The sequence below is a fragment of the Pseudomonas sp. GNP013 genome (genome assembly GCF_054343995.1).
This window is the reverse complement of record NZ_JBTGUT010000001.1, coordinates 3,324,119-3,342,601: the sequence shown is the minus strand read 5'-3', so window position 1 is coordinate 3,342,601 and position 18,483 is coordinate 3,324,119. Positions and strand designations below refer to the sequence as shown.

Annotated in this window: 22 protein-coding genes; 15 read left to right on the top strand and 7 right to left on the bottom strand. The window is 62.3% G+C overall.

The genetic code is table 11. From position 1 onward, the window contains the following. Window positions 1-148: 148 nt before the first annotated feature. The 13 genes from ccmA to ACXX81_RS14410 all read left to right on the top strand — a co-directional run bounded on the left by ccmA (window position 149) and on the right by ACXX81_RS14410 (window position 9,026). Entirely contained in the window at window positions 149-784 is a 636-nt protein-coding gene (gene ccmA, locus ACXX81_RS14470; RefSeq protein WP_458571931.1) for a cytochrome c biogenesis heme-transporting ATPase CcmA, read from the top strand. Continuing rightward, window positions 781-1,449: a heme exporter protein CcmB gene (gene ccmB / locus ACXX81_RS14465; protein WP_458571930.1), complete on the top strand. Its 669-nt coding sequence runs from the start codon at window positions 781-783 to the stop codon at window positions 1,447-1,449. Before ccmA ends, ccmB begins: the two co-directional genes overlap by 4 nt. A 70-nt stretch (window positions 1,450-1,519) precedes the next feature. Next, window positions 1,520-2,275: a heme ABC transporter permease gene (locus ACXX81_RS14460; RefSeq protein ID WP_458571929.1), complete on the top strand. Its 756-nt coding sequence runs from the start codon at window positions 1,520-1,522 to the stop codon at window positions 2,273-2,275. Next, window positions 2,272-2,448 (top strand): heme exporter protein CcmD, encoded by a 177-nt coding sequence (gene ccmD, locus ACXX81_RS14455; RefSeq protein WP_057008363.1) that lies wholly within the window; start codon window positions 2,272-2,274, stop codon window positions 2,446-2,448. Before ACXX81_RS14460 ends, ccmD begins: the two co-directional genes overlap by 4 nt. After that, complete coding sequence (ccmE, locus tag ACXX81_RS14450; protein ID WP_458571928.1) at window positions 2,445-2,906, top strand: cytochrome c maturation protein CcmE; 462 nt, start codon at window positions 2,445-2,447, stop codon at window positions 2,904-2,906. The genes ccmD and ccmE overlap by 4 nt, the downstream gene beginning before the upstream one ends. Further along, complete coding sequence (locus ACXX81_RS14445; protein WP_458571927.1) at window positions 2,903-4,891, top strand: heme lyase CcmF/NrfE family subunit; 1,989 nt, start codon at window positions 2,903-2,905, stop codon at window positions 4,889-4,891. Before ccmE ends, ACXX81_RS14445 begins: the two co-directional genes overlap by 4 nt. Continuing rightward, window positions 4,888-5,424, top strand: coding sequence for a DsbE family thiol:disulfide interchange protein (locus ACXX81_RS14440; protein WP_209980561.1), 537 nt, complete (start codon window positions 4,888-4,890; stop codon window positions 5,422-5,424). The genes ACXX81_RS14445 and ACXX81_RS14440 overlap by 4 nt, the downstream gene beginning before the upstream one ends. Next, window positions 5,421-5,894 (top strand): cytochrome c-type biogenesis protein, encoded by a 474-nt coding sequence (locus tag ACXX81_RS14435; protein ID WP_209980563.1) that lies wholly within the window; start codon window positions 5,421-5,423, stop codon window positions 5,892-5,894. Before ACXX81_RS14440 ends, ACXX81_RS14435 begins: the two co-directional genes overlap by 4 nt. Beyond that, window positions 5,887-7,071: a c-type cytochrome biogenesis protein CcmI gene (ccmI, locus tag ACXX81_RS14430; protein WP_458571926.1), complete on the top strand. Its 1,185-nt coding sequence runs from the start codon at window positions 5,887-5,889 to the stop codon at window positions 7,069-7,071. The genes ACXX81_RS14435 and ccmI overlap by 8 nt, the downstream gene beginning before the upstream one ends. A gap of 16 nt (window positions 7,072-7,087) precedes the next feature. Continuing rightward, window positions 7,088-7,483 (top strand): flagellar basal body L-ring protein FlgH, encoded by a 396-nt coding sequence (locus ACXX81_RS14425; protein ID WP_209980567.1) that lies wholly within the window; start codon window positions 7,088-7,090, stop codon window positions 7,481-7,483. A gap of 173 nt (window positions 7,484-7,656) precedes the next feature. Beyond that, window positions 7,657-8,259 carry a phosphonate metabolism protein/1,5-bisphosphokinase (PRPP-forming) PhnN gene (gene phnN, locus ACXX81_RS14420; RefSeq protein ID WP_322213116.1) on the top strand — a complete coding sequence of 201 codons (603 nt, stop codon included), beginning with the start codon at window positions 7,657-7,659 and terminating at the stop codon, window positions 8,257-8,259. A 162-nt stretch (window positions 8,260-8,421) separates the two neighbouring features. After that, window positions 8,422-8,610, top strand: a complete 189-nt coding sequence (locus ACXX81_RS14415) for a type II toxin-antitoxin system HicA family toxin (RefSeq protein WP_209980571.1) — start codon at window positions 8,422-8,424, stop codon at window positions 8,608-8,610. An 11-nt stretch (window positions 8,611-8,621) separates the two neighbouring features. Continuing rightward, the gene (locus ACXX81_RS14410) at window positions 8,622-9,026 is read left to right on the top strand and encodes a type II toxin-antitoxin system HicB family antitoxin (RefSeq protein ID WP_209980583.1); all 405 of its coding nucleotides are present in this window, start codon (window positions 8,622-8,624) and stop codon (window positions 9,024-9,026) included. On the opposite strand, the gene ACXX81_RS14405 is transcribed toward ACXX81_RS14410, so the two are convergent. After that, the gene (locus tag ACXX81_RS14405) at window positions 9,023-10,219 is read right to left on the bottom strand and encodes an MFS transporter (RefSeq protein ID WP_209980585.1); all 1,197 of its coding nucleotides are present in this window, start codon (window positions 10,217-10,219) and stop codon (window positions 9,023-9,025) included. The genes ACXX81_RS14410 and ACXX81_RS14405 overlap by 4 nt on opposite strands. A 140-nt stretch (window positions 10,220-10,359) precedes the next feature. On the opposite strand from ACXX81_RS14405, the gene ACXX81_RS14400 reads away from it, so the two are divergent. Continuing rightward, window positions 10,360-10,974 carry a DUF5666 domain-containing protein gene (locus tag ACXX81_RS14400; protein ID WP_209980587.1) on the top strand — a complete coding sequence of 205 codons (615 nt, stop codon included), beginning with the start codon at window positions 10,360-10,362 and terminating at the stop codon, window positions 10,972-10,974. A 64-nt stretch (window positions 10,975-11,038) separates the two neighbouring features. On the opposite strand, the gene ACXX81_RS14395 is transcribed toward ACXX81_RS14400, so the two are convergent. From ACXX81_RS14395 to gcl, 5 genes are all read right to left on the bottom strand, one after another. Further along, window positions 11,039-12,043, bottom strand: a complete 1,005-nt coding sequence (locus ACXX81_RS14395; protein WP_209980589.1) for a sulfate ABC transporter substrate-binding protein — start codon at window positions 12,041-12,043, stop codon at window positions 11,039-11,041. Between the two features lie 94 nt (window positions 12,044-12,137). After that, entirely contained in the window at window positions 12,138-12,962 is an 825-nt protein-coding gene (locus tag ACXX81_RS14390) for an ion transporter (protein ID WP_209980591.1), read from the bottom strand. A gap of 136 nt (window positions 12,963-13,098) precedes the next feature. Further along, window positions 13,099-13,989 carry a 2-hydroxy-3-oxopropionate reductase gene (locus ACXX81_RS14385; protein WP_209980594.1) on the bottom strand — a complete coding sequence of 297 codons (891 nt, stop codon included), beginning with the start codon at window positions 13,987-13,989 and terminating at the stop codon, window positions 13,099-13,101. A gap of 84 nt (window positions 13,990-14,073) precedes the next feature. Further along, window positions 14,074-14,856 (bottom strand): hydroxypyruvate isomerase, encoded by a 783-nt coding sequence (gene hyi, locus ACXX81_RS14380; RefSeq protein WP_322213119.1) that lies wholly within the window; start codon window positions 14,854-14,856, stop codon window positions 14,074-14,076. Window positions 14,857-14,866: 10 nt separating this feature from the next. Further along, window positions 14,867-16,642: a glyoxylate carboligase gene (gene gcl, locus ACXX81_RS14375; RefSeq protein WP_209980599.1), complete on the bottom strand. Its 1,776-nt coding sequence runs from the start codon at window positions 16,640-16,642 to the stop codon at window positions 14,867-14,869. Window positions 16,643-16,893: 251 nt separating this feature from the next. Here gcl and ACXX81_RS14370 point away from each other — a divergent pair, with 251 nt between their 5' ends. Beyond that, a complete protein-coding gene (locus tag ACXX81_RS14370; protein ID WP_322213120.1) occupies window positions 16,894-17,334 on the top strand; it encodes a GlcG/HbpS family heme-binding protein in 441 nt (146 codons plus the stop codon). A 454-nt stretch (window positions 17,335-17,788) separates the two neighbouring features. On the opposite strand, the gene ACXX81_RS14365 is transcribed toward ACXX81_RS14370, so the two are convergent. Continuing rightward, window positions 17,789-18,394, bottom strand: coding sequence for a TetR/AcrR family transcriptional regulator (locus tag ACXX81_RS14365; protein ID WP_057008345.1), 606 nt, complete (start codon window positions 18,392-18,394; stop codon window positions 17,789-17,791). Window positions 18,395-18,483: the final 89 nt, after the last annotated feature.

Below are 18,483 nucleotides of genomic sequence, written 5' to 3'. Positions count from 1 at the left end.
GTATAATGCCGCCCGTGCGCACAGAGAGCGCTAAAAACCTCACAACCATTTGATCCCGCTCTCTAAATCAGTCGCCAAAGCCGTTATTGTGCTGCTCTCTATAACGGCCGCCGCACCGCCGACTTGAACCGTAAAGGCCCACGATCTTTTGACCAGCCCTCTTCTTGAAGCCATAGCGCTTGCCTGTGAACGCGATTTGCGCCTGCTGTTCGAACACCTCGAATTGCGGATCGCGGCGGGCGACATGGTGCAGGTCAGCGGCCCCAACGGCAGCGGCAAGACCAGTCTGCTGCGCCTGCTCGCGGGGTTGATGCAGCCGACTGCAGGCGTGGTGCGGCTCAACGGCAAACCGCTGGACGAGCAACGCCGCGAGCTTGCACGCAACCTGATCTGGATCGGCCACGCTGCCGGGATCAAGGACGTGCTCAGCGCTGAAGAAAACCTCGGCTGGCTCTGCGCCCTGCATCGCCCGGCCAGTCGCGACGCGATCTGGCAGGCCCTGGCCGCTGTCGGCCTCAAGGGCTTTGAAGACGTGCCGTGCCACACCCTGTCCGCCGGCCAGCAACGTCGCGTGGCGCTGGCGCGTCTGTATCTGCCCGGCCCGCCGTTGTGGATCCTCGACGAGCCGTTTACCGCTCTGGACACACAAGGCGTCGCCCAACTCGAAAAGCACCTGGCCAGGCACTGTGAGCAGGGCGGCAGCGTAGTGCTCACCACGCACCACACCCTCGCGCACATGCCCGCCGGTTACCGCGAGCTGGACCTGAGCCGGTGGCCGGCATGAGTGTGTTCGCCCTGCTGGTCGCCCGCGAGGCGCGGCTGTTGTGCCGTCGCCCGGCCGAGTTGGCCAACCCCCTGGTATTCTTCGCCATCGTCATTGCGCTGTTCCCGTTGGCAGTCGGTCCCGAGACCGGGCTGTTGCAAACCTTGTCCCCGGGACTGGTGTGGGTGGCCGCGCTGTTATCCGTGCTGCTGTCGCTGGACGGGCTGTTTCGCAGTGATTTCGAAGACGGCTCCCTGGAGCAGTGGGTCCTTTCGCCGCACCCGTTGCCGCTTCTGGTATTGGCCAAGGTGCTGGCACACTGGGTGTTTTCCGGCCTGGCGCTGGTGTTGCTTGCGCCGCTGCTGGCGATGATGCTGGGCTTGCCCGTCGAGTGTCTGCCGGTATTGTTACTGTCTTTGTTGCTCGGCACGCCGGTGCTCAGCCTGCTGGGGGCGGTGGGCGCTGCGTTGACCGTCGGTTTGAAGCGCGGCGGCCTGCTGCTGGCCCTGTTGATTCTGCCGTTGTATATCCCGGTGTTGATCCTCGGCAGCGGTGCGTTGCAGGCCGCGCTCATAGGGCTGCCGGCCAGCGGTTACCTGTTGTGGCTGGGCAGCCTGACCGCCCTGGCGGTAACCCTGACACCCTTTGCCATAGCGGCCGGCCTGAAAATCAGCGTTGGCGAATAATGAGGTCTGGCTCGGCCAGTAAAGACCCTAAGCGTTTTGCCACGGCAAGACGCAACCGTGAGAAACAGCAATGAACTGGACCTGGTTTCACAAGCTCGGCTCGCCCAAATGGTTTTACGGCATCAGCGGCAAGCTGCTGCCGGCGTTGAGCATCGCCGCACTCCTGCTGATCGGCATCGGCCTGGTCTGGGGTCTGGCCTTCGCACCGCCGGACTATCAGCAAGGCAACAGTTTTCGCATCATCTATATCCACGTACCCGCCGCCATGCTGGCGCAGTCCTGCTACGTGATGCTGGCGGTGTGCGGCATCGTCGGCCTGGTGTGGAAGATGAAGCTGGCCGACGTGGCCCTGCAATGCGCCGCGCCCATCGGTGCGTGGATGACCGCCGTGGCATTGGTGACGGGTGCGATCTGGGGCAAACCCACCTGGGGTTCGTGGTGGGTGTGGGATGCGCGCCTGACCTCGATGCTGATCCTGCTGTTCCTGTATTTCGGCCTGATTGCCCTGGGCAACGCGATCAGCAACCGTGACAGCGCGGCCAAGGCCTGCGCGGTGCTGGCCATTGTCGGCGTGATCAACATCCCGATCATCAAATACTCGGTTGAGTGGTGGAACACCCTGCACCAGGGCGCCACCTTCACCCTCACCGAAAAACCGGCAATGCCCGTAGAAATGTGGGCGCCACTGCTGCTGATGGTGCTGGGCTTCTACTGCTTCTTCGGCGCCGTGTTGCTGCTGCGCATGCGCCTTGAAGTGCTCAAGCGTGAGGCCCGCGCCAGTTGGGCCAAGGCCGAAATACAGCGCTGCCTGGGAGTACGCCCGTGAGCTTTGCCTCGTTCAGTGATTTTCTCGCGATGGGCCACCACGGCCTGTATGTGTGGACGGCCTACGGCATCTGCCTGGCAGTGCTGGCCCTCAACGTCGGCGCGCCGATCCTGGCCCGCAAGCGTTACCTGCAACAAGAGGCGCGTCGTTTGCGCCGGGAGACCGAAAAGTGAATCCGCTGCGTAGAAAGCGCCTGTTGATCATCCTCGCCATCATGGCCGGCGTCGGCATTTCCGTGGGTCTGGCATTGAGTGCGCTGCAGCAGAACATCAACCTCTTCTACACGCCGACCCAGATCGCCAACGGCGAAGCGCCTCTGGACACGCGAATCCGCGCTGGTGGCATGGTGGAAAAGGGCTCGTTGAAACGTTCCGGCGACTCCCTGGACGTGACCTTCGTGGTCACCGACTTCAACAAGGCCGTGACCATCACCTATCGCGGTATCCTCCCGGACCTGTTCCGTGAAGGCCAGGGCATCGTTGCCCTGGGCAAGCTCAACGCCAGGGGCGTGGTGGTGGCCGATGAAGTGCTGGCCAAGCACGACGAAAAATACATGCCGCCCGAGGTGACCAAAGCCCTTAAAGACAGCGGCCAATCCGCGCCAACCCCGGCCAGGGAGGTTAAGCCATGACGTCCGCATTGTTTATTCCGGAGCTTGGCCAGTTGGCGATGATCCTCGCCCTGTGCTTCGCCGTCGTGCAGGCCGTGGTGCCGTTGCTCGGCGCCTGGCGCGGCGACCGGCTGTGGATGAGCCTGGCGCAGCCGGCCGCCTGGGGCCAGTTTGCCTTCCTGCTGTTCGCGTTCGGTTGCCTGACCTACGCCTTCATGACCGACGACTTTTCCGTCGCCTACGTCGCCAACAACTCCAACAGCGCCTTGCCCTGGTACTACAAGTTCAGCGCCGTGTGGGGTGCCCACGAAGGCTCGCTGTTGCTGTGGGCCTTGATCCTCGGCGGCTGGACCTTCGCCGTGTCGGTGTTCTCGCGCCAATTGCCGCAGGTGATGCTGGCCCGCGTGCTGGCGGTGATGGGCATGATCAGCATCGGTTTCCTGCTGTTCCTGATCATGACCTCCAACCCGTTCAGCCGCATCCTGCCGCAGATCCCGCTGGACGGGCGCGACCTTAATCCGTTGCTGCAGGACATCGGCCTGATCGTGCACCCGCCGATGCTCTACATGGGCTACGTCGGCTTCTCCGTGGCCTTCGCCTTCGCCATCGCTGCCTTGCTCGGCGGACGCCTCGATGCGGCCTGGGCACGCTGGTCGCGGCCATGGACCATCGTCGCCTGGGCCTTCCTCGGCATCGGCATTACGCTGGGTTCGTGGTGGGCCTACTACGAACTCGGCTGGGGCGGCTGGTGGTTCTGGGACCCGGTTGAAAACGCCTCGTTCATGCCCTGGCTGGTGGGCACTGCGCTGATTCACTCGCTGGCGGTCACGGAAAAGCGCGGCGTGTTCAAAAGCTGGACGGTGTTGCTGGCAATCGCCGCGTTTTCCCTCAGCCTGCTCGGCACGTTCCTCGTGCGTTCGGGGGTGCTGACGTCGGTGCACGCGTTCGCGTCCGACCCAGCGCGGGGCGTGTTCATCCTGATCTTCCTGCTGTTCGTGGTCGGCGGCTCTCTGACCCTGTTCGCCCTGCGCGCACCGGTGGTCAAGAGCCAGGTGGGCTTCAACCTGTGGTCGCGGGAAACCCTGCTGCTGGGCAATAACCTGGTGCTGGTGGTGGCCGCCTCGATGATCCTGCTCGGCACCCTGTATCCGCTGGTGCTGGATGCCCTGAGCGGCGCCAAGCTGTCAGTTGGCCCGCCGTATTTCAACGCGTTGTTCATTCCATTGATGGGCCTGCTGATGGTGGTGATGGCAATCGGCATGCTGGTGCGCTGGAAAGACACCCCGCTGAAGTGGCTGGCCGGCATGCTGCTGCCGGTGCTGCTGGGCAGCGTGGCCCTGGCGGTGATCGCAGGCATTGCCTATGGCGACTTCAACTGGGCGGTGCTCGCCACCTTCCTGCTGGCGGGCTGGGTATTGCTCGCCGGTGCGCGCGACCTCGTCGACAAGACGCGCCACAAAGGCTTGATCAAAGGCCTGCCGGGCCTCACTCGCAGTTACTGGGGCATGCAGATTGCGCACCTGGGCATTGCGGTGTGCGCGCTGGGCGTAGTGCTGTCCAGCCAGAACAGCGCCGAGCGCGACCTGCGCCTGGCGCCGGGCGAATCGATGGACCTGGCCGGTTACCAGTTTATTTTCGAAGGCGCCAGGCACTTCGAGGGGCCGAACTTCACCTCCGACAGAGGCACCGTGCGCGTCATCCGCAGCGGCAAGGAAGTGGCCGTGCTGCACCCGGAAAAACGCCTGTACACGGTGCAGAGTTCGATGATGACCGAAGCCGGCATCGACGCCGGTTTTACCCGAGACCTGTATGTGGCCCTGGGCGAACCGTTGGGCGAGGGCGCCTGGGCGGTGCGCGTGCACGTCAAACCGTTCGTGCGCTGGATCTGGTTCGGTGGCCTGCTCACCGGCGCAGGCGGTTTGCTGGCAGCGCTTGACCGGCGTTATCGCATCAAAGTCAAAACCCGGGTGCGCGAAGCCCTCGGCCTGCAAGGAGCTGCGGTATGAAGCGAGGGTTGATGCTGGTGCCACTGGTGCTGTTTCTGCTGGTGGCGGTGTTTCTCTATCGCGGGCTGTACCTGAACCCCGCCGAGTTGCCGTCGGCCATGATCGGCAAGCCGTTTCCCGACTTCTCGTTGGCCAGCGTGCAGGGCGATAAAACCCTGACCCGCGCCGACCTGCTGGGCAAGCCGGCGCTGGTCAACGTGTGGGGCACCTGGTGCATCTCCTGCCGCGTCGAGCACCCGGTGTTGAACAAGCTGGCCGAGCAGGGCGTGGTGATCTACGGCATCGATTACAAGGACGACAACGCCGCCGCGCTGAAATGGCTGGCCGAGTTTCACAACCCTTATCAACTGAATATTCGCGATGACGACGGCAACCTCGGGTTGAACCTTGGCGTGTACGGCGCTCCGGAAACCTTCTTCATCGATGCCAGGGGCGTGATCCGCGACAAGTACGTCGGCGTGATTGACGAGGCGGTGTGGCGCGAGCAACTGGCCGCCAAGTACCAGGCGCTGGTCGATGAGGCCAAGCCATGAAGCGCCTGCTTGCCGCTGCCGTGCTGGTCCTGGGATTGGCCGGTGTGGCCCACGCTGCCATCGATACCTATGAATTTGCCAGTGACGCCGAGCGCACGCGGTTTCGCGAACTGACCAAAGAACTGCGCTGCCCCAAGTGCCAGAACCAGGACATCGCCGACTCCAACGCGCCCATCGCCGCCGACCTGCGCAAAGAGATCTTCCGCATGCTGGGGGAGGGCAAGGACGACCAGCAGATCATCGACTTCATGGTCGACCGCTACGGTGATTTCGTGCGCTACAAACCGGCCCTCAACGCCAAAACCGCGCTGCTCTGGTTTGGGCCTGCCGGGTTGTTGCTGACGGGGCTGGTCGTCATGGCGGTGATCGTGCGTCGTCGGCGTGCTGCACCGACCGATGGATCCGACGCGCTGTCCCCTGAGGAGCGCAAACGTCTCGACCACTTGCTGGATGCCAAGACCGATGATTGATTTCTGGCTCGCCGCCGGCTTGCTGCTGTTGACCGCCCTGAGTTTTCTGTTGATTCCCGTGTTGCGCGACCGGCGTGCCCAGCGTGAAGAGGATCGCACCGCCCTGAACGTCGCGCTGTATCAGGAGCGCCTCGCCGAGCTGCAAGTGCAGCAGCAGGAAGGCGTACTCGACGCTGCGCAATTGGAGACTGGCCGTGCCGAAGCTGCGCGCGAATTATTGGCCGACACTGAAGGCGTGCAGCCGCCCCGCGAGTCGCGCCTGGGCAAACCGCTGCCATTGTTGGCGGCGTTTCTGGTCCCGGTGCTGGGCGTTGCGCTGTACTTGCACTACGGCGCCAGCGACAAGGTTGAACTGACCCGCGAATTCTCGCGGCCGCCGGTGTCCATGGAAGACATGACCCACCGCCTGGAGCGCGCCGCTGCGGCCCAGCCCGACTCGGCCGAAGGCCTGTATTTCCTTGGCCGCGCCTATATGGGTCAGGGCCGTTCTGCCGATGCCGCCAGGGTGTTCGAACGCACCGTGGCCCTGGCCGGGCGCAGGCCGGAACTGCTCGGGCAGTGGGCGCAGGCGCAGTATTTTGCCGACAACAAACAATGGTCGCCCAGGATTCAGGCACTCACGGACGAAGCGTTGAAGCTGGACCCGAAGGAAGTCACCAGCCTCGGCCTGCTTGGCATCGCCGCGTTCGAGGGCCAGCGCTATCAGGCAGCCATCGACTACTGGAACCGCCTGTTGGCGCAGTTGCCGGCCGAAGACAACTCCCGCGCCGCACTGCAGGGTGGCATCGACCGCGCGGCGCAGAAACTCAAGGAGGGCGGCGGCGTGGTGGCGCAAAAGTCGGTGATGACGGTGCGCGTGGACCTGTCCGCCGAGGTAAAAGCCAACGTTTTGCCCACCGACAGCGTGTTCATCTTCGCCCGCGCGGTAAAGGGCCCGCCCGCGCCGCTGGCGGTCAAGCGTGTGACCGTCGCCGAGCTGCCGATCACCGTTGAACTGGGGGATGCCGACGCGATGATGGCGTCGTTGAAACTGTCCAACTTCCCTGAAGTCCAACTGGTTGCGCGCATATCCCGGGCAGGTATTCCAACCGCCGGCGAGTGGATCGGCCGCAGCCAACCCCTGGCCAGCAGCACCACTGCGTTGCAGCCGCTGACCATCGACAGTCCGGACCCGTAACTTCGAGGAAACGCCCATGACCGCCATTGCACGCATCACCCTGCTCAGCCTCGTACTCGGCTTGAGTGCCTGCGCGGTCCACCGCCCACCTCCGGTGCCCACCGGCCCGACCATCCCGCCAACGGGCCCGTCGACGCAGCCGAGCACTCAACCTTCCGGCCCGGTCACGCCACAGCCCAAGCCTGTGCCGAGCAAGTCCCCAACCTTCGCCCCGCCACCTGGCGCCGCCAGCCACTGGGACGGCAAGATGCAGGTGTATGTGCTGGAAGAGCAGCCCGACACCTTCTACCGCCAGCGCACCTACTATCGCTGGAGCAACGGCTGGAGCCGCTCCATCAGCCCGAACGGGCCATGGGAAGAAACCGACGTGCAGGGCGTGCCGCCGGGCTTGAGCAAGCAGTACGCGCAATGACAAAAGGCGACCTTCGGGTCGCTTTTTCCATCTCGCAAGCCAGTTCCTACAGGAAATTCTATTCGGCCATCAAACCGAGGTATTCCCGACTCCGCCTGCCAATGGGTGTATGGCGGTCCGCGCTCCGGTAAGGTAGCCCCCATGTCTGGAAAACAAGCAAACAGGGTGTATTGATGGCCGGCAGGTTGATCTATCTCATCGGGCCGTCGGGTTCGGGCAAGGACAGCCTGTTGGACGCCGCACGCTCACGCCTGGCCGAGCGCGGTTGTCGCATCGTGCGCCGCGTCATCACGCGTTCGGCGGAGGCGGTGGGCGAGGCGGCGCAGGGTGTGACCCCGGAGCAGTTTGCCGCGCTGCAGGCGCAGGGCGCATTTGCCCTCAGTTGGCAGGCCAATGGGTTGTCCTACGGCATCCCGCGCGAGATCGACGATTGGCTGGCGGCGGGGGAGGACGTGCTGGTCAACGGCTCCCGTGCGCATCTGGCGCAAACCCGCGAGCGCTACCCGGGCATGGGGGTGCTGTTGCTGGCGGTGGATCACACCCTGTTGCGCCAGCGCCTGATCGCGCGGGGGCGTGAGTCGTTGGCCGATATTGAGGAACGGCTGGCGCGCAATGCGCGGTTCACGGCGCAGATGATCGCCGGCAATGACGCCGGGTTGTACGTACTCGACAATTCCGGCGCTCTGGAAGATACCGTCGAACATCTCTTGTCAGTCCTGCTGAAAATCCAGCGTGGGAGGGGGCTTGCTCCCGATGGCGGTGGAACCGTCGCCTGATGAATTGACTGACCGAGCAAGCCCCCTCCCACACTGGATCTGCATCGTCCTTCGCTATCCCAATATCCCGTCACATAACCGGCAGTCACCCAAGTGAATGTTGTGCTTGAGTAAAGATAACTCTAGGGTTATTTTTGATCGAGCCAAGCCAAGGAGGCCGAGGTGCAAAGCAGGGTGTTGATCAAGGAACTGCAGGAAGCAGGTTGGGTGCTGGATCGCGTCACGGGCAGCCATCATATTTTTACCCACCGCTATAACCCGTACACGATCCCGGTGCCCCATCCCAAAAAGGATCTGCCGCTTGGCACCGTCAGCAGCATCAGAAAACGCGCCGGTCTGTTTCAGTTTTAAGGAGAGCATGCATGCAATACCCAATCTGTATCGAATGGGGCGATGACTTCACCGCCACCGGCATCCAGATCCCAGACATTCCCGGCGCTGTTACCGCCGGAGACAGTTTTGAAGAGGCATACAACGCAGCGGTGGAAGTCGCGCACATCATGCTGCAGGAGATTGCCGCAGAGGGTGGGGTGATTCCAATGCCGACGTCGGTGGCCAATCACCACGCCGACGAAGCGTACGCCGGCATGGGCTGGGGGATGCTGGAGCTGGACATTTCGCCCTATCTGGGCCGGACCGAGAAGGTCAATGTGACCTTGCCCGGTTATGTCATCCAGCGTATCGACCGCTATGTGCGCGAGCACAAGGTCAAAAGCCGCTCGTCATTTCTGGCGGACGCGGCCTTGGAGAAGTTGGTGCGTTCCTAGGCGGTAGCGACCGCCGCGTGCCGTGATGCACTCAAAAAGCGCAGCAACGCCAGCAACGGGAATGCGCTGCCCACCAGCATGACGCCCAGCCAGCCGCCGTGTTCATACACGCTGCTGGCAATCGCCGAGCCGAAGGCGCCGCCGATGAAGATGCTGGTCATGTACAACGCATTCAGGCGGCTGCGGCTATTGGCGTCGAGGGCGTAGATGGCCCGCTGGCCGAGCACCATGTTCATCTGCACGCAGAAATCCAGCACCACGCCGGTCACGGCCAGGCCGATGACGCTGTACAACGGATGCACCAGGGCCGGCAGGAAGCTCAACGCGGCAAACAGCATGGCCAGCAGCGAGGCGCGATGGGTGTGGCCCGCGTCGGCCAGACGGCCGGCAATGGGCGCGGCGATGGCGCCGATGGCGCCCACCAGGGCGAAGAGTGCGATCTGTGTCTGGCTCAGACCGTGGCTGCGCACCAGCTCCAGCGGAGCGGCGGTCCAGAACAGGCTGAAGGTGGCGAACAGACAGCCCTGGTAAAACGCGCGCTGGCGCAGTAGCGGTTGTTCACGCAGCAGGGTGCCCAGGGAGCGCAGTAATTGGCCGTAGCTGGCGCTGTGGTCGGGTTGACGCTTGGGAATGGTCAGCATCAGCACCACGCTGATAAACGCCATCAACGCGGCGGCCGCCATGAACATCGCGCGCCAGCCGAAGTGGTCGGCCACCAGGCTGGACACCGGCCGTGCGAGCAAAATGCCGAGTAGCAAGCCGCCCATGATGCTGCCCACCACCCGGCCACGCGATTCGGCGGGCGCGAGGTGCGCGGCCAGCGGGATCAGGATCTGCACCGACACCGAACTGAAGCCGATCAGCAGCGATACCAGCAGGAACAGGTTCGGCTGCTCGGTAAATGCCGCGCCCAGCAGGCTGGCGATGGCGACCACGGTGGTGGTGATCATCAGCTTGCGGTTTTCCAGCAGGTCACCCAACGGCACCAGAAAAAACAGGCCCAGGGCATAGCCGATCTGCGTCAGCGACACGATCAGGCTTGCCATCGCGGGCGTCAGGCCGATGTCCGGCGCGATCAGTTCGATGATCGGTTGTGCGTAGTAGATGTTGGCCACAATGGCGCCGCAGCAAAACGCAAACAGCATCACCATGCCTCGGGTCATGCTGCTTGTAGCGTGGGACGTAGCGTTCATGGTGTTCTCATAAAGCAAGGGAGGATGGCGAGCGAGAGTAGAGACAACGCCCTGGGACGAGTAGGCTGTTCGGCGTGATATTACTTATGTCGGGCAATGATACATTCAGTCACAACTGCCGAAACAGGAAATCCACTGCGATGAAGATCACGTTGAACAAGATGATTTTGGCCTCAACCCTCGCCGCTGCCATGGCGGTGGGCCTGGCGCACGCGGCCGAGGCCCCGCGCGTTGGCGTTCGCGGCGCCATCACTGCGATGGACGGGGATGCCATGCACGTCAAGGTCAACAGCGGCGAAGACGTCGTCGTGCACCTCACCCCGGCCACCCAGGTACGCGCTGTGACCCTGACCAAAATTGATCAGATCAAGCCGGGCAGCTACATCGGCTCGGCTGCCATGCCCAATGCCGACGGCACCCTGACCGCCCTTGAAGTCCACGTATTCCCCCCGGCCATGGCCGGCACGGGTGAAGGGCATCGCGCGTTCGATTTAAAGGAAGGCAGCAGCATGACCAATGGCACCGTCGGCGACCTGGTGGTCAGCAACGGACGCACGTTGACCGTCAGATACAAGGGCGGCGAGCAGAAGATCGTGGTGCCGGATGATGTGCCGATCGTCAACCTTGAGCCTGGGGATCGCACGTTGCTCAAGCCGGGCGTGAAGGTGGTGTTGTTCGCGTCGCAGGGGGCGGGCGGGAAAGTCACTGCCCAGGCGATCTCTGCCGGGAAGGATGGCGTGACACCGCCGATGTAATTGGCGAATGCAAAACCAATGTGGGAGCAGGCAAGCCAGCTCCCACAGTTATGACCGCGTTTGATTATTGACCGGAGTAGATCTGGTCAAACACGCCGCCATCATTGAAGTGGGTCTTCTGCACGGTGCGCCAGTCGCCAAAGGTCTTCTCCACCGACAGGAAGTCGACTTTCGGGAAACGGTCGGTGTACTTGGCCAGCACTGCCGGGTCACGTGGGCGCAGGTAGTTGTTGGCGGCAATTTCCTGGCCTTCGGGCGACCACAGGTACTTCAGGTAGTCTTCGGCGGCTGCGCGGGTGCCTTTCTTGTCGACGACCTTGTCGACCACCGACACTGGCGGCTCGGCCTCGGCGGAGACGCTTGGGTAGATCACTTCGAACTGATCGCGGCCGAATTCACGGGCGATCATTTCCGCTTCGTTCTCGAAGGTCACCAGCACGTCGCCGATCTGGTTGGTCATGAACGTGGTGGTCGCGGCGCGGCCACCGGTGTCCAGCACCGGTGCCTGCTTGAACAGCTTGCCGACGAAGGCCTTGGCCTTGTCTTCGTCACCACCGTTCTTGAGTACATAGCCCCAGGCCGACAGGTAGGTGTAGCGGCCGTTACCGGACGTTTTGGGGTTGGGCACGATCACTTGCACACCGTCTTTCAACAGGTCCGGCCAGTCTTTCAGGGCTTTCGGGTTGCCCTTGCGCACGATGAACACGGTGGCCGAGGTGAACGGCGCGCTGTTGTTCGGCAGGCGCGTGACCCAGTTGTCCGGTACCAGTTTGCCGTTATCGACCAGGGCATTGATGTCGGTGGCCATGTTCATCGTGATCACGTCGGCCGGCAGCCCATCGATGACCGAGCGCGCCTGTTTGCTGGAGCCGCCGAAGGACATCTGCAGGGTCAGCTTGTCGTTCGGGTGCTCGCTGTCCCAGTGCTTCTGGAAGGCTGCGTTGTAGTCCTTGTAGAAATCGCGCATCACGTCGTAGGAGACGTTGAGCAGTGTGACGGGGGCTGCCTGCACGGCGCCCGCGAGGGCAAGGCCGGCGGCCAGCAGAGAGGCGCTAACGAGTTTTTTCACTGCTCATTCCTTGTTGTTCGAGAAGAGGGGAGGCACTTTGCCAGCGACTATAGCGGCACCCGCATAGCGCCTTAAAGATTAAAAAGAACTTTGCTTATTCCACTTTCTTGAAAAGATTGCTGCCACAGCGCGAACAGAACGCTGCGTTGGGCTCATGGCTGTCTTTCTTGCACACCGGGCAGTCGGTTTGCAGCTGTTCACCGCGCATCGCGCTGGCCAGTTCAGCGGTGAAAATCCCGGTGGGCACGGCGATGATCGAGTAACCGGTGATCATCACCAGTGACGAAATCACCTGGCCCAGCGGGGTCCTGGGCACGATATCGCCAAAGCCCACGGTGGTCAGCGTCACGATCGCCCAGTAGATGCCCTTGGGAATGCTGGTAAAGCCGTGTTCCGGGCCTTCGATCACGTACATCAGGGTGCCGAACACGGTCACCAGGGTGCACACGCTGACCAGGAACACCACGATCTTCTGCTTGCTGCCGCGCAGCGCCGCCATCAGGTAGTTGGCCTGCTTGAGGTAGGGGCTGAGCTTGAGTACGCGGAAAATCCGCAGCATGCGGATGATGCGGATGATCAACAGGTACTGCGCGTCGCTGTAATACAGCGCGAGGATGCCGGGCACGATGGCCAGCAGGTCCACCAGCCCATAAAAACTGAAGGCATAACGCAACGGCTTGGGCGAGCAATACAGGCGCAGGCAGTACTCGACGGCGAAGATCAGCGTGAAGCCCCACTCGATATAGGCCAGCACATTGGCGTAGTTCTGGTGGACCTGGTCGATGCTGTCGAGCATCACGATCACCAGGCTGGCGAGAATGATCAGCAGCAGGATGCCGTCAAAGCGCCGCCCGGCCACGGTGTCGCTCTGGAAAACCATGACGTAGAGCCGCTGACGCCAATCGTTATTGCTGTGCATAAAGAACGCCCGAATCGAAGGTCGGGCAAGCCTAGGGGGATTCGAAGGGGCTGTCCATGCGGCGGCGGGTTTTGGGTGAGCCAGAGCGACCGTGGTGGACCCATCGCGAACAAGCCCCCTCCCACAGGGACTGCATTTATCCTTCGCGAATCGAGAAGTTCGCCATGTGCTCGAGGCCCTTGATCAGTGCCGAATGGTCCCAGTTGCCACCGCCGAGTGCCTTGCAGGTGCTGAACACCTGCTGGGTGGCGGCGGTATTGGGCAGGTTGATCCCCAGCTCCTTTGCCCCGGCCAGCGCCAGGTTCAAATCCTTCTGGTGCAGGTTGATACGAAAGCCCGGGTCGAAGGTGCCGTTGATCATGCGTTCGCCGTGCACTTCGAGGATTCGGGAGGCGGCAAAGCCGCCCATCAGCGCTTCACGCACCCTGGCCGGGTCGGCGCCGTTTTTTGCCGCGAACAGCAATGCTTCGGCCACCGCCTGGATGTTCAGCGCCACGATGATCTGGTTGGCCACCTTGGCCGTCTGGCCATCGCCATTGCCGCCGACCAGCGTGATGTTCTTGCCCAGGCTCTGCAGCAGCGGCAGGGCGCGCTCAAAGGTCTGCGGCTGACCACCGACCATGATGCTCAGGCTTCCGGCCCTGGCGCCGACCTCACCGCCGGACACCGGTGCGTCGAGGTAGTGCGCGCCGGTCTCATTGATCTTCGCCGCAAAGGCTTTGGTGGCGGTGGGGGAGATCGAGCTCATGTCGATTACCACCTTGTCTGGCGACAGCCCGGTGGCCACGCCGTTGGCACCGAACAGCACGTCCTCGACCTGCGGCGTGTCGGGCACCATCACGATGATGAACTCGGCCTCCCGCGCCACCTGCTGCGGGGTGGCCAGGGCCACGGCGCCGGCGCTGATCAGTTCAGCCGGCGCCTTGCTGTGGTGTTCGCAGAGAAACAATTGATGACCAGCCTTTTGCAGGTTCGCAGCCATGGGCAGGCCCATGATGCCGGTGCCGATAAAACCGATGTTAGCCATGAAAAAATCCTCTTTTTATTACACAGCAGGTCCCATGTGGGAGGGGGCAAGCCCCCTCCCACATTTGGTTCTGTGTTGTGTTTGTTAGATCGCGTTGTGAGTTTTGAGCCAACCCAAACCAGCTTCGGTGGTGGTCGACGGCTTGTATTCACAGCCGACCCAACCCTGGTACCCGATGCGGTCCAGATGTTCGAACAGGAAGCGGTAGTTGATCTCGCCGGTGCCCGGCTCGTTGCGCCCTGGGTTGTCGGCCAGTTGGATGTGGTTGATCACCTCCAGGTGAGTGGCCATGGTCCGGGCCAGGTCGCCCTCCATGATTTGCATGTGGTAGATGTCGTATTGCAGGAACAGATTGTCACTGCCCACCTGCTCGCGGATCGCCAGGGCTTGCGCGCTGTTGTTGAGGTAGAACCCCGGGATGTCGCGGGTGTTGATCATTTCCATCACCAGCCGGATGCCCGCCGCCTGAAGGTGTTCGGCGGCGTACTTGAGGTTGGCGACAAAAGTCTGCTCCACGGTTTTATCGTCCACCCCTTCGGGGCGAATGCCCGCCAGGCAGTTGACCTGGGTATTGCCCAGCACCTGGGCGTAGGCGATGGCGAGCGTGACCCCGGCGCGGAACTCCTCGACCCGGTCAGGGTGGCACGCGATGCCGCGCTCACCCTTGGCCCAGTCACCGGCCGGCAGGTTGAACAGCACCTGCGTGAGGCCGTTGGCCTCGAGTTGCGCCTTGATTTCGGTGGAGCCGAACTCGTACGGGAACAGGTATTCGACGCCGGTGAAACCGGCGTCGGCGGCCGCCTTGAAACGGGCGAGGAAATCCTGTTCGGTAAACAGCATGGACAGGTTGGCGGCAAAGCGCGGCATAGGGTTCTCCTTAATCGAGCAGGGCAATGGCAGTCGGCGCATCGTTGCCGACCAGCGCCAGGTCTTCGAATTCATTGACGGCGTTGATCTCGGTGCCCATGGAAATATTGGTCACGCGCTCCAGAATAATCTCAACGATCACCGGTACCTTGAATTCTTCGATCATTTCCTGCGCCTTGCGCAGCGCCGGCTGGATCTGGCCCGGCTCGAACACCCGCAGCGCCTTGCAGCCCAGGCCTTCGGCGACGGCCACATGGTCGACGCCATAGCCGTTCAGCTCCGGCGCGTTGAGGTTGTCGAAAGACAGCTGCACGCAATAATCCATGTCAAAGCCGCGCTGGGCCTGGCGTATCAAGCCCAGGTAGGAATTGTTCACCACCACATGGATATACGGCAGCTTGAACTGTGCGCCCACCGCGAGTTCTTCGATCATGAACTGGAAATCATAGTCGCCCGACAGCGCCACCACCCTGCGGCTCGGGTCAGCTTTGACCACGCCGAGGGCCGCCGGAATGGTCCAGCCCAGGGGGCCGGCCTGGCCGCAGTTGATCCAGTGGCGGGGTTTATAAACGTGCAGGAATTGCGCGCCGGCAATCTGCGACAGGCCGATGGTGCTGACGTAGCAGGTGTCTTTGCCGAACACCTGGTTCATCTCTTCGTACACCCGCTGCGGCTTGACCGGCACGTTATCGAAGTGGGTCTTGCGCTGCAGGGTGGCCTTGCGTTGCTGGCAGTCATGCAGCCAGGCGCTGCGGTCCTTGAGTTTGCCGGCGGCTTTCCATTCGCGGGCCACCTCGATGAACATCGTCAGGGCGGCGCCGGCGTCGGAAACAATACCCAGGTCCGGGGTGAATACGCGGCCGATCTGCATCGGTTCGATGTCGACATGGATGAACGTGCGCCCCTCGGTGTACACCTCCACCGAGCCGGTATGGCGGTTGGCCCAGCGGTTGCCGATGCCCAGCACCAGGTCTGACTTGAGCAGGGTCGCGTTGCCATACCGGTGCGAGGTTTGCAGGCCGACCATGCCCACCATCTGCGGGTGATCATCCGGGAGGGTGCCCCAGCCCATCAGGGTCGGAATCACCGGGATGCCGGTCAGTTCGGCGAACGCCACCAGCAAGTCGCTGGCGTCGGCATTGATCACGCCGCCGCCGCTCACCAGTAACGGGCGTTCGGCCGCATCGAGCAGGGCCAGGGCCTTTTCCACCTGAAGGCGGGTGGCCAGCGGCTTGGCCAGTGGCAGCGGCTGGTAGGCGTCGATGTCAAATTCGATCTCGGCCATCTGCACATCGAACGGCAGGTCGATCAATACCGGGCCGGGGCGGCCGGAGCGCATTTCATAAAAGGCCTTCTGGAACGCGTAGGGCACCTGGCCCGGCTCCAGCACGGTGGTCGCCCACTTGGTCAGCGGCTTGACGATGCTGGTGATGTCGACGGCCTGGAAGTCTTCCTTGTGCAGGCGGGCACGGGGCGCCTGGCCGGTGATGCACAGGATCGGGATGGAGTCGGCCGACGCGCTGTAGAGGCCGGTGACCATGTCGGTGCCCGCCGGACCCGAAGTGCCGATACACACGCCGATATTGCCGGCCTTGGTGCGGGTATAGCCCTCGGCCATGTGCGAGGCGCCTTCAACATGGCGAGCAAGGATGTGATCGATGCCGCCAATTTTCTGCAAGGCCGAATACAGCGGGTTGATCGCGGCGCCTGGGATACCGAAGGCGGTGTTCACGCCCTCGCTACGCATCACCAGTACGGCGGCTTCGATTGCTCTCATTCTGCTCATTTTTTTGTCGCCTCGTATTTTTATAATTGTATACAAGTTGCGTTTGGTCGGAGTTTATTCACGGCGGGCTGTGCAGGTCAATGCATTTTATGAGCAGGCTTTTACGTCTTTCGACGTTTTATGTGCGGTGTTTAGAGGCTTTGTTGGGGTTTTTTGTATACAAAAATAATAGTAAATGTATTCTGTTTTTATTCGCGGCTTGATCAAACAGGCCTTGAGCGCATCCTGATAACAAGAAAAAGGACGGCACCATGAGCGCGTTAAGCTTGAAACTCGCTACTCAATTGACCTGCCACGCTATCGCCGCCGGCCGTGCGATGTCCGCCGCACCGCTGACCATCGCGGTACTCGACAGCGGCGGCCATCTGATCACCCTTCAACGTGAAGACGGCGCCAGCCTGCTGCGCCCGCAGATCGCCACCGGCAAGGCCTGGGGGGCTATTGCAATGGGCAAGGGCTCACGCCTGCTGGCGTTGGACGCACAGCAGCGCCCGGCGTTTATCGCCGCATTGAACAGCCTGGGACGCGGCAGCGTGGTGCCGGCACCGGGCGGGGTGCTGATTCGGGATAGAGCGGGCGTGGTGCTGGGGGCGATCGGGATCAGCGGGGATACGTCGGATATTGATGAGCGGTGCGCGATTACGGCGATTGAGGGGCTGGGGTTGCTGGCGGACGCGGGGGTGCCAGATTGACTGGATTATCTTCAGGGCCCCATCGCAGGCAAGCCAGCCCCCACATTGGGCGGTGTAATCCTGTGGGAGTCCCCACTACCTCTTCGACGTAGCGCTGTCGCGCAGCAAACTGGGGCCTCTGTGGCGAGCGGGCTCGCCCTAATGCCGTTCAGTTAAGGAAAATGTGTGGGCGTATTGTGGCGAGCGGGCTTGCCCCGCGTTGGGGTGCGAAGCGTCCCCAATCGAGCAAAACGCGGTGTACCTGATACGGCTCAGCGCCTGGCTTTGGGGCTGCTGCGCAGCCCAACGCAGGACAAGCCTGCTCGCCACAGGGAATCTGCGCTTAACTGAACGGCATTAGGGCAAGCCCGCTCGCCACAGGAATGTGGCTGCCTGGAACTTAAGGTTTAAAATCAATACGTTATTTTGTGTTTGATAAGAGCTGGCTTGCCTGTGATGGCCTCGCCCGGATCTATCAGTCCGGCTCACATCCCTTCAACACCAACCGGATAATCGTCTGCGCCGCCGCCTCATAGTCGGCCTCATCCAGCCTGGCCTTGCCGGTCACGGCTGAAATCTGCCAGTCGAAATCCGCATAGGTCTGGGTGGCCGCCCAGATGCTGAACATCAGGTGATGGGGATCGATCGCTGCGATCAACCCGCGATCCACCCAGCTCTGGATGCAGTCGATATTGTGCCTGGCCTGGGCATTCAGTTGTTCGACTTGCTCCCCGCTCAGGTGCGGCGCGCCGTGCATGATTTCGCTGGCGAATACTTTGGAGGCGAAGGGCAGGTCGCGGGAGATGCGGATTTTCGAGCGAATGTAGTTGCTCAATACCTCCTTGGGGTCGCCTTGGGGATTGAACGGCGTGGAGGCGGCCAATATCGGCTCGATGATGCTCTCGAGCACCTCGCGGTAGAGGTTGTCCTTGGACTTGAAGTAGTAGTAGACGTTGGGCTTGGGCAGTCCGGCCTTGGCGGCGATGTCGCTGGTTTTGGTTGCGGCGAAGCCCTTGTCGGCAAACTCCTCGCTCGCCGCCCGCAGGATCTTTTCTTTATTGCGCTCGCGAATGGTGCTCATAAACCAGAGATTTCCTTGCCAGGACAGGCGGTTGCGCATGGTAGCACCGGCCATCCGCGAGCCTCAACAATGTGCCCCCCAAGGGGGGC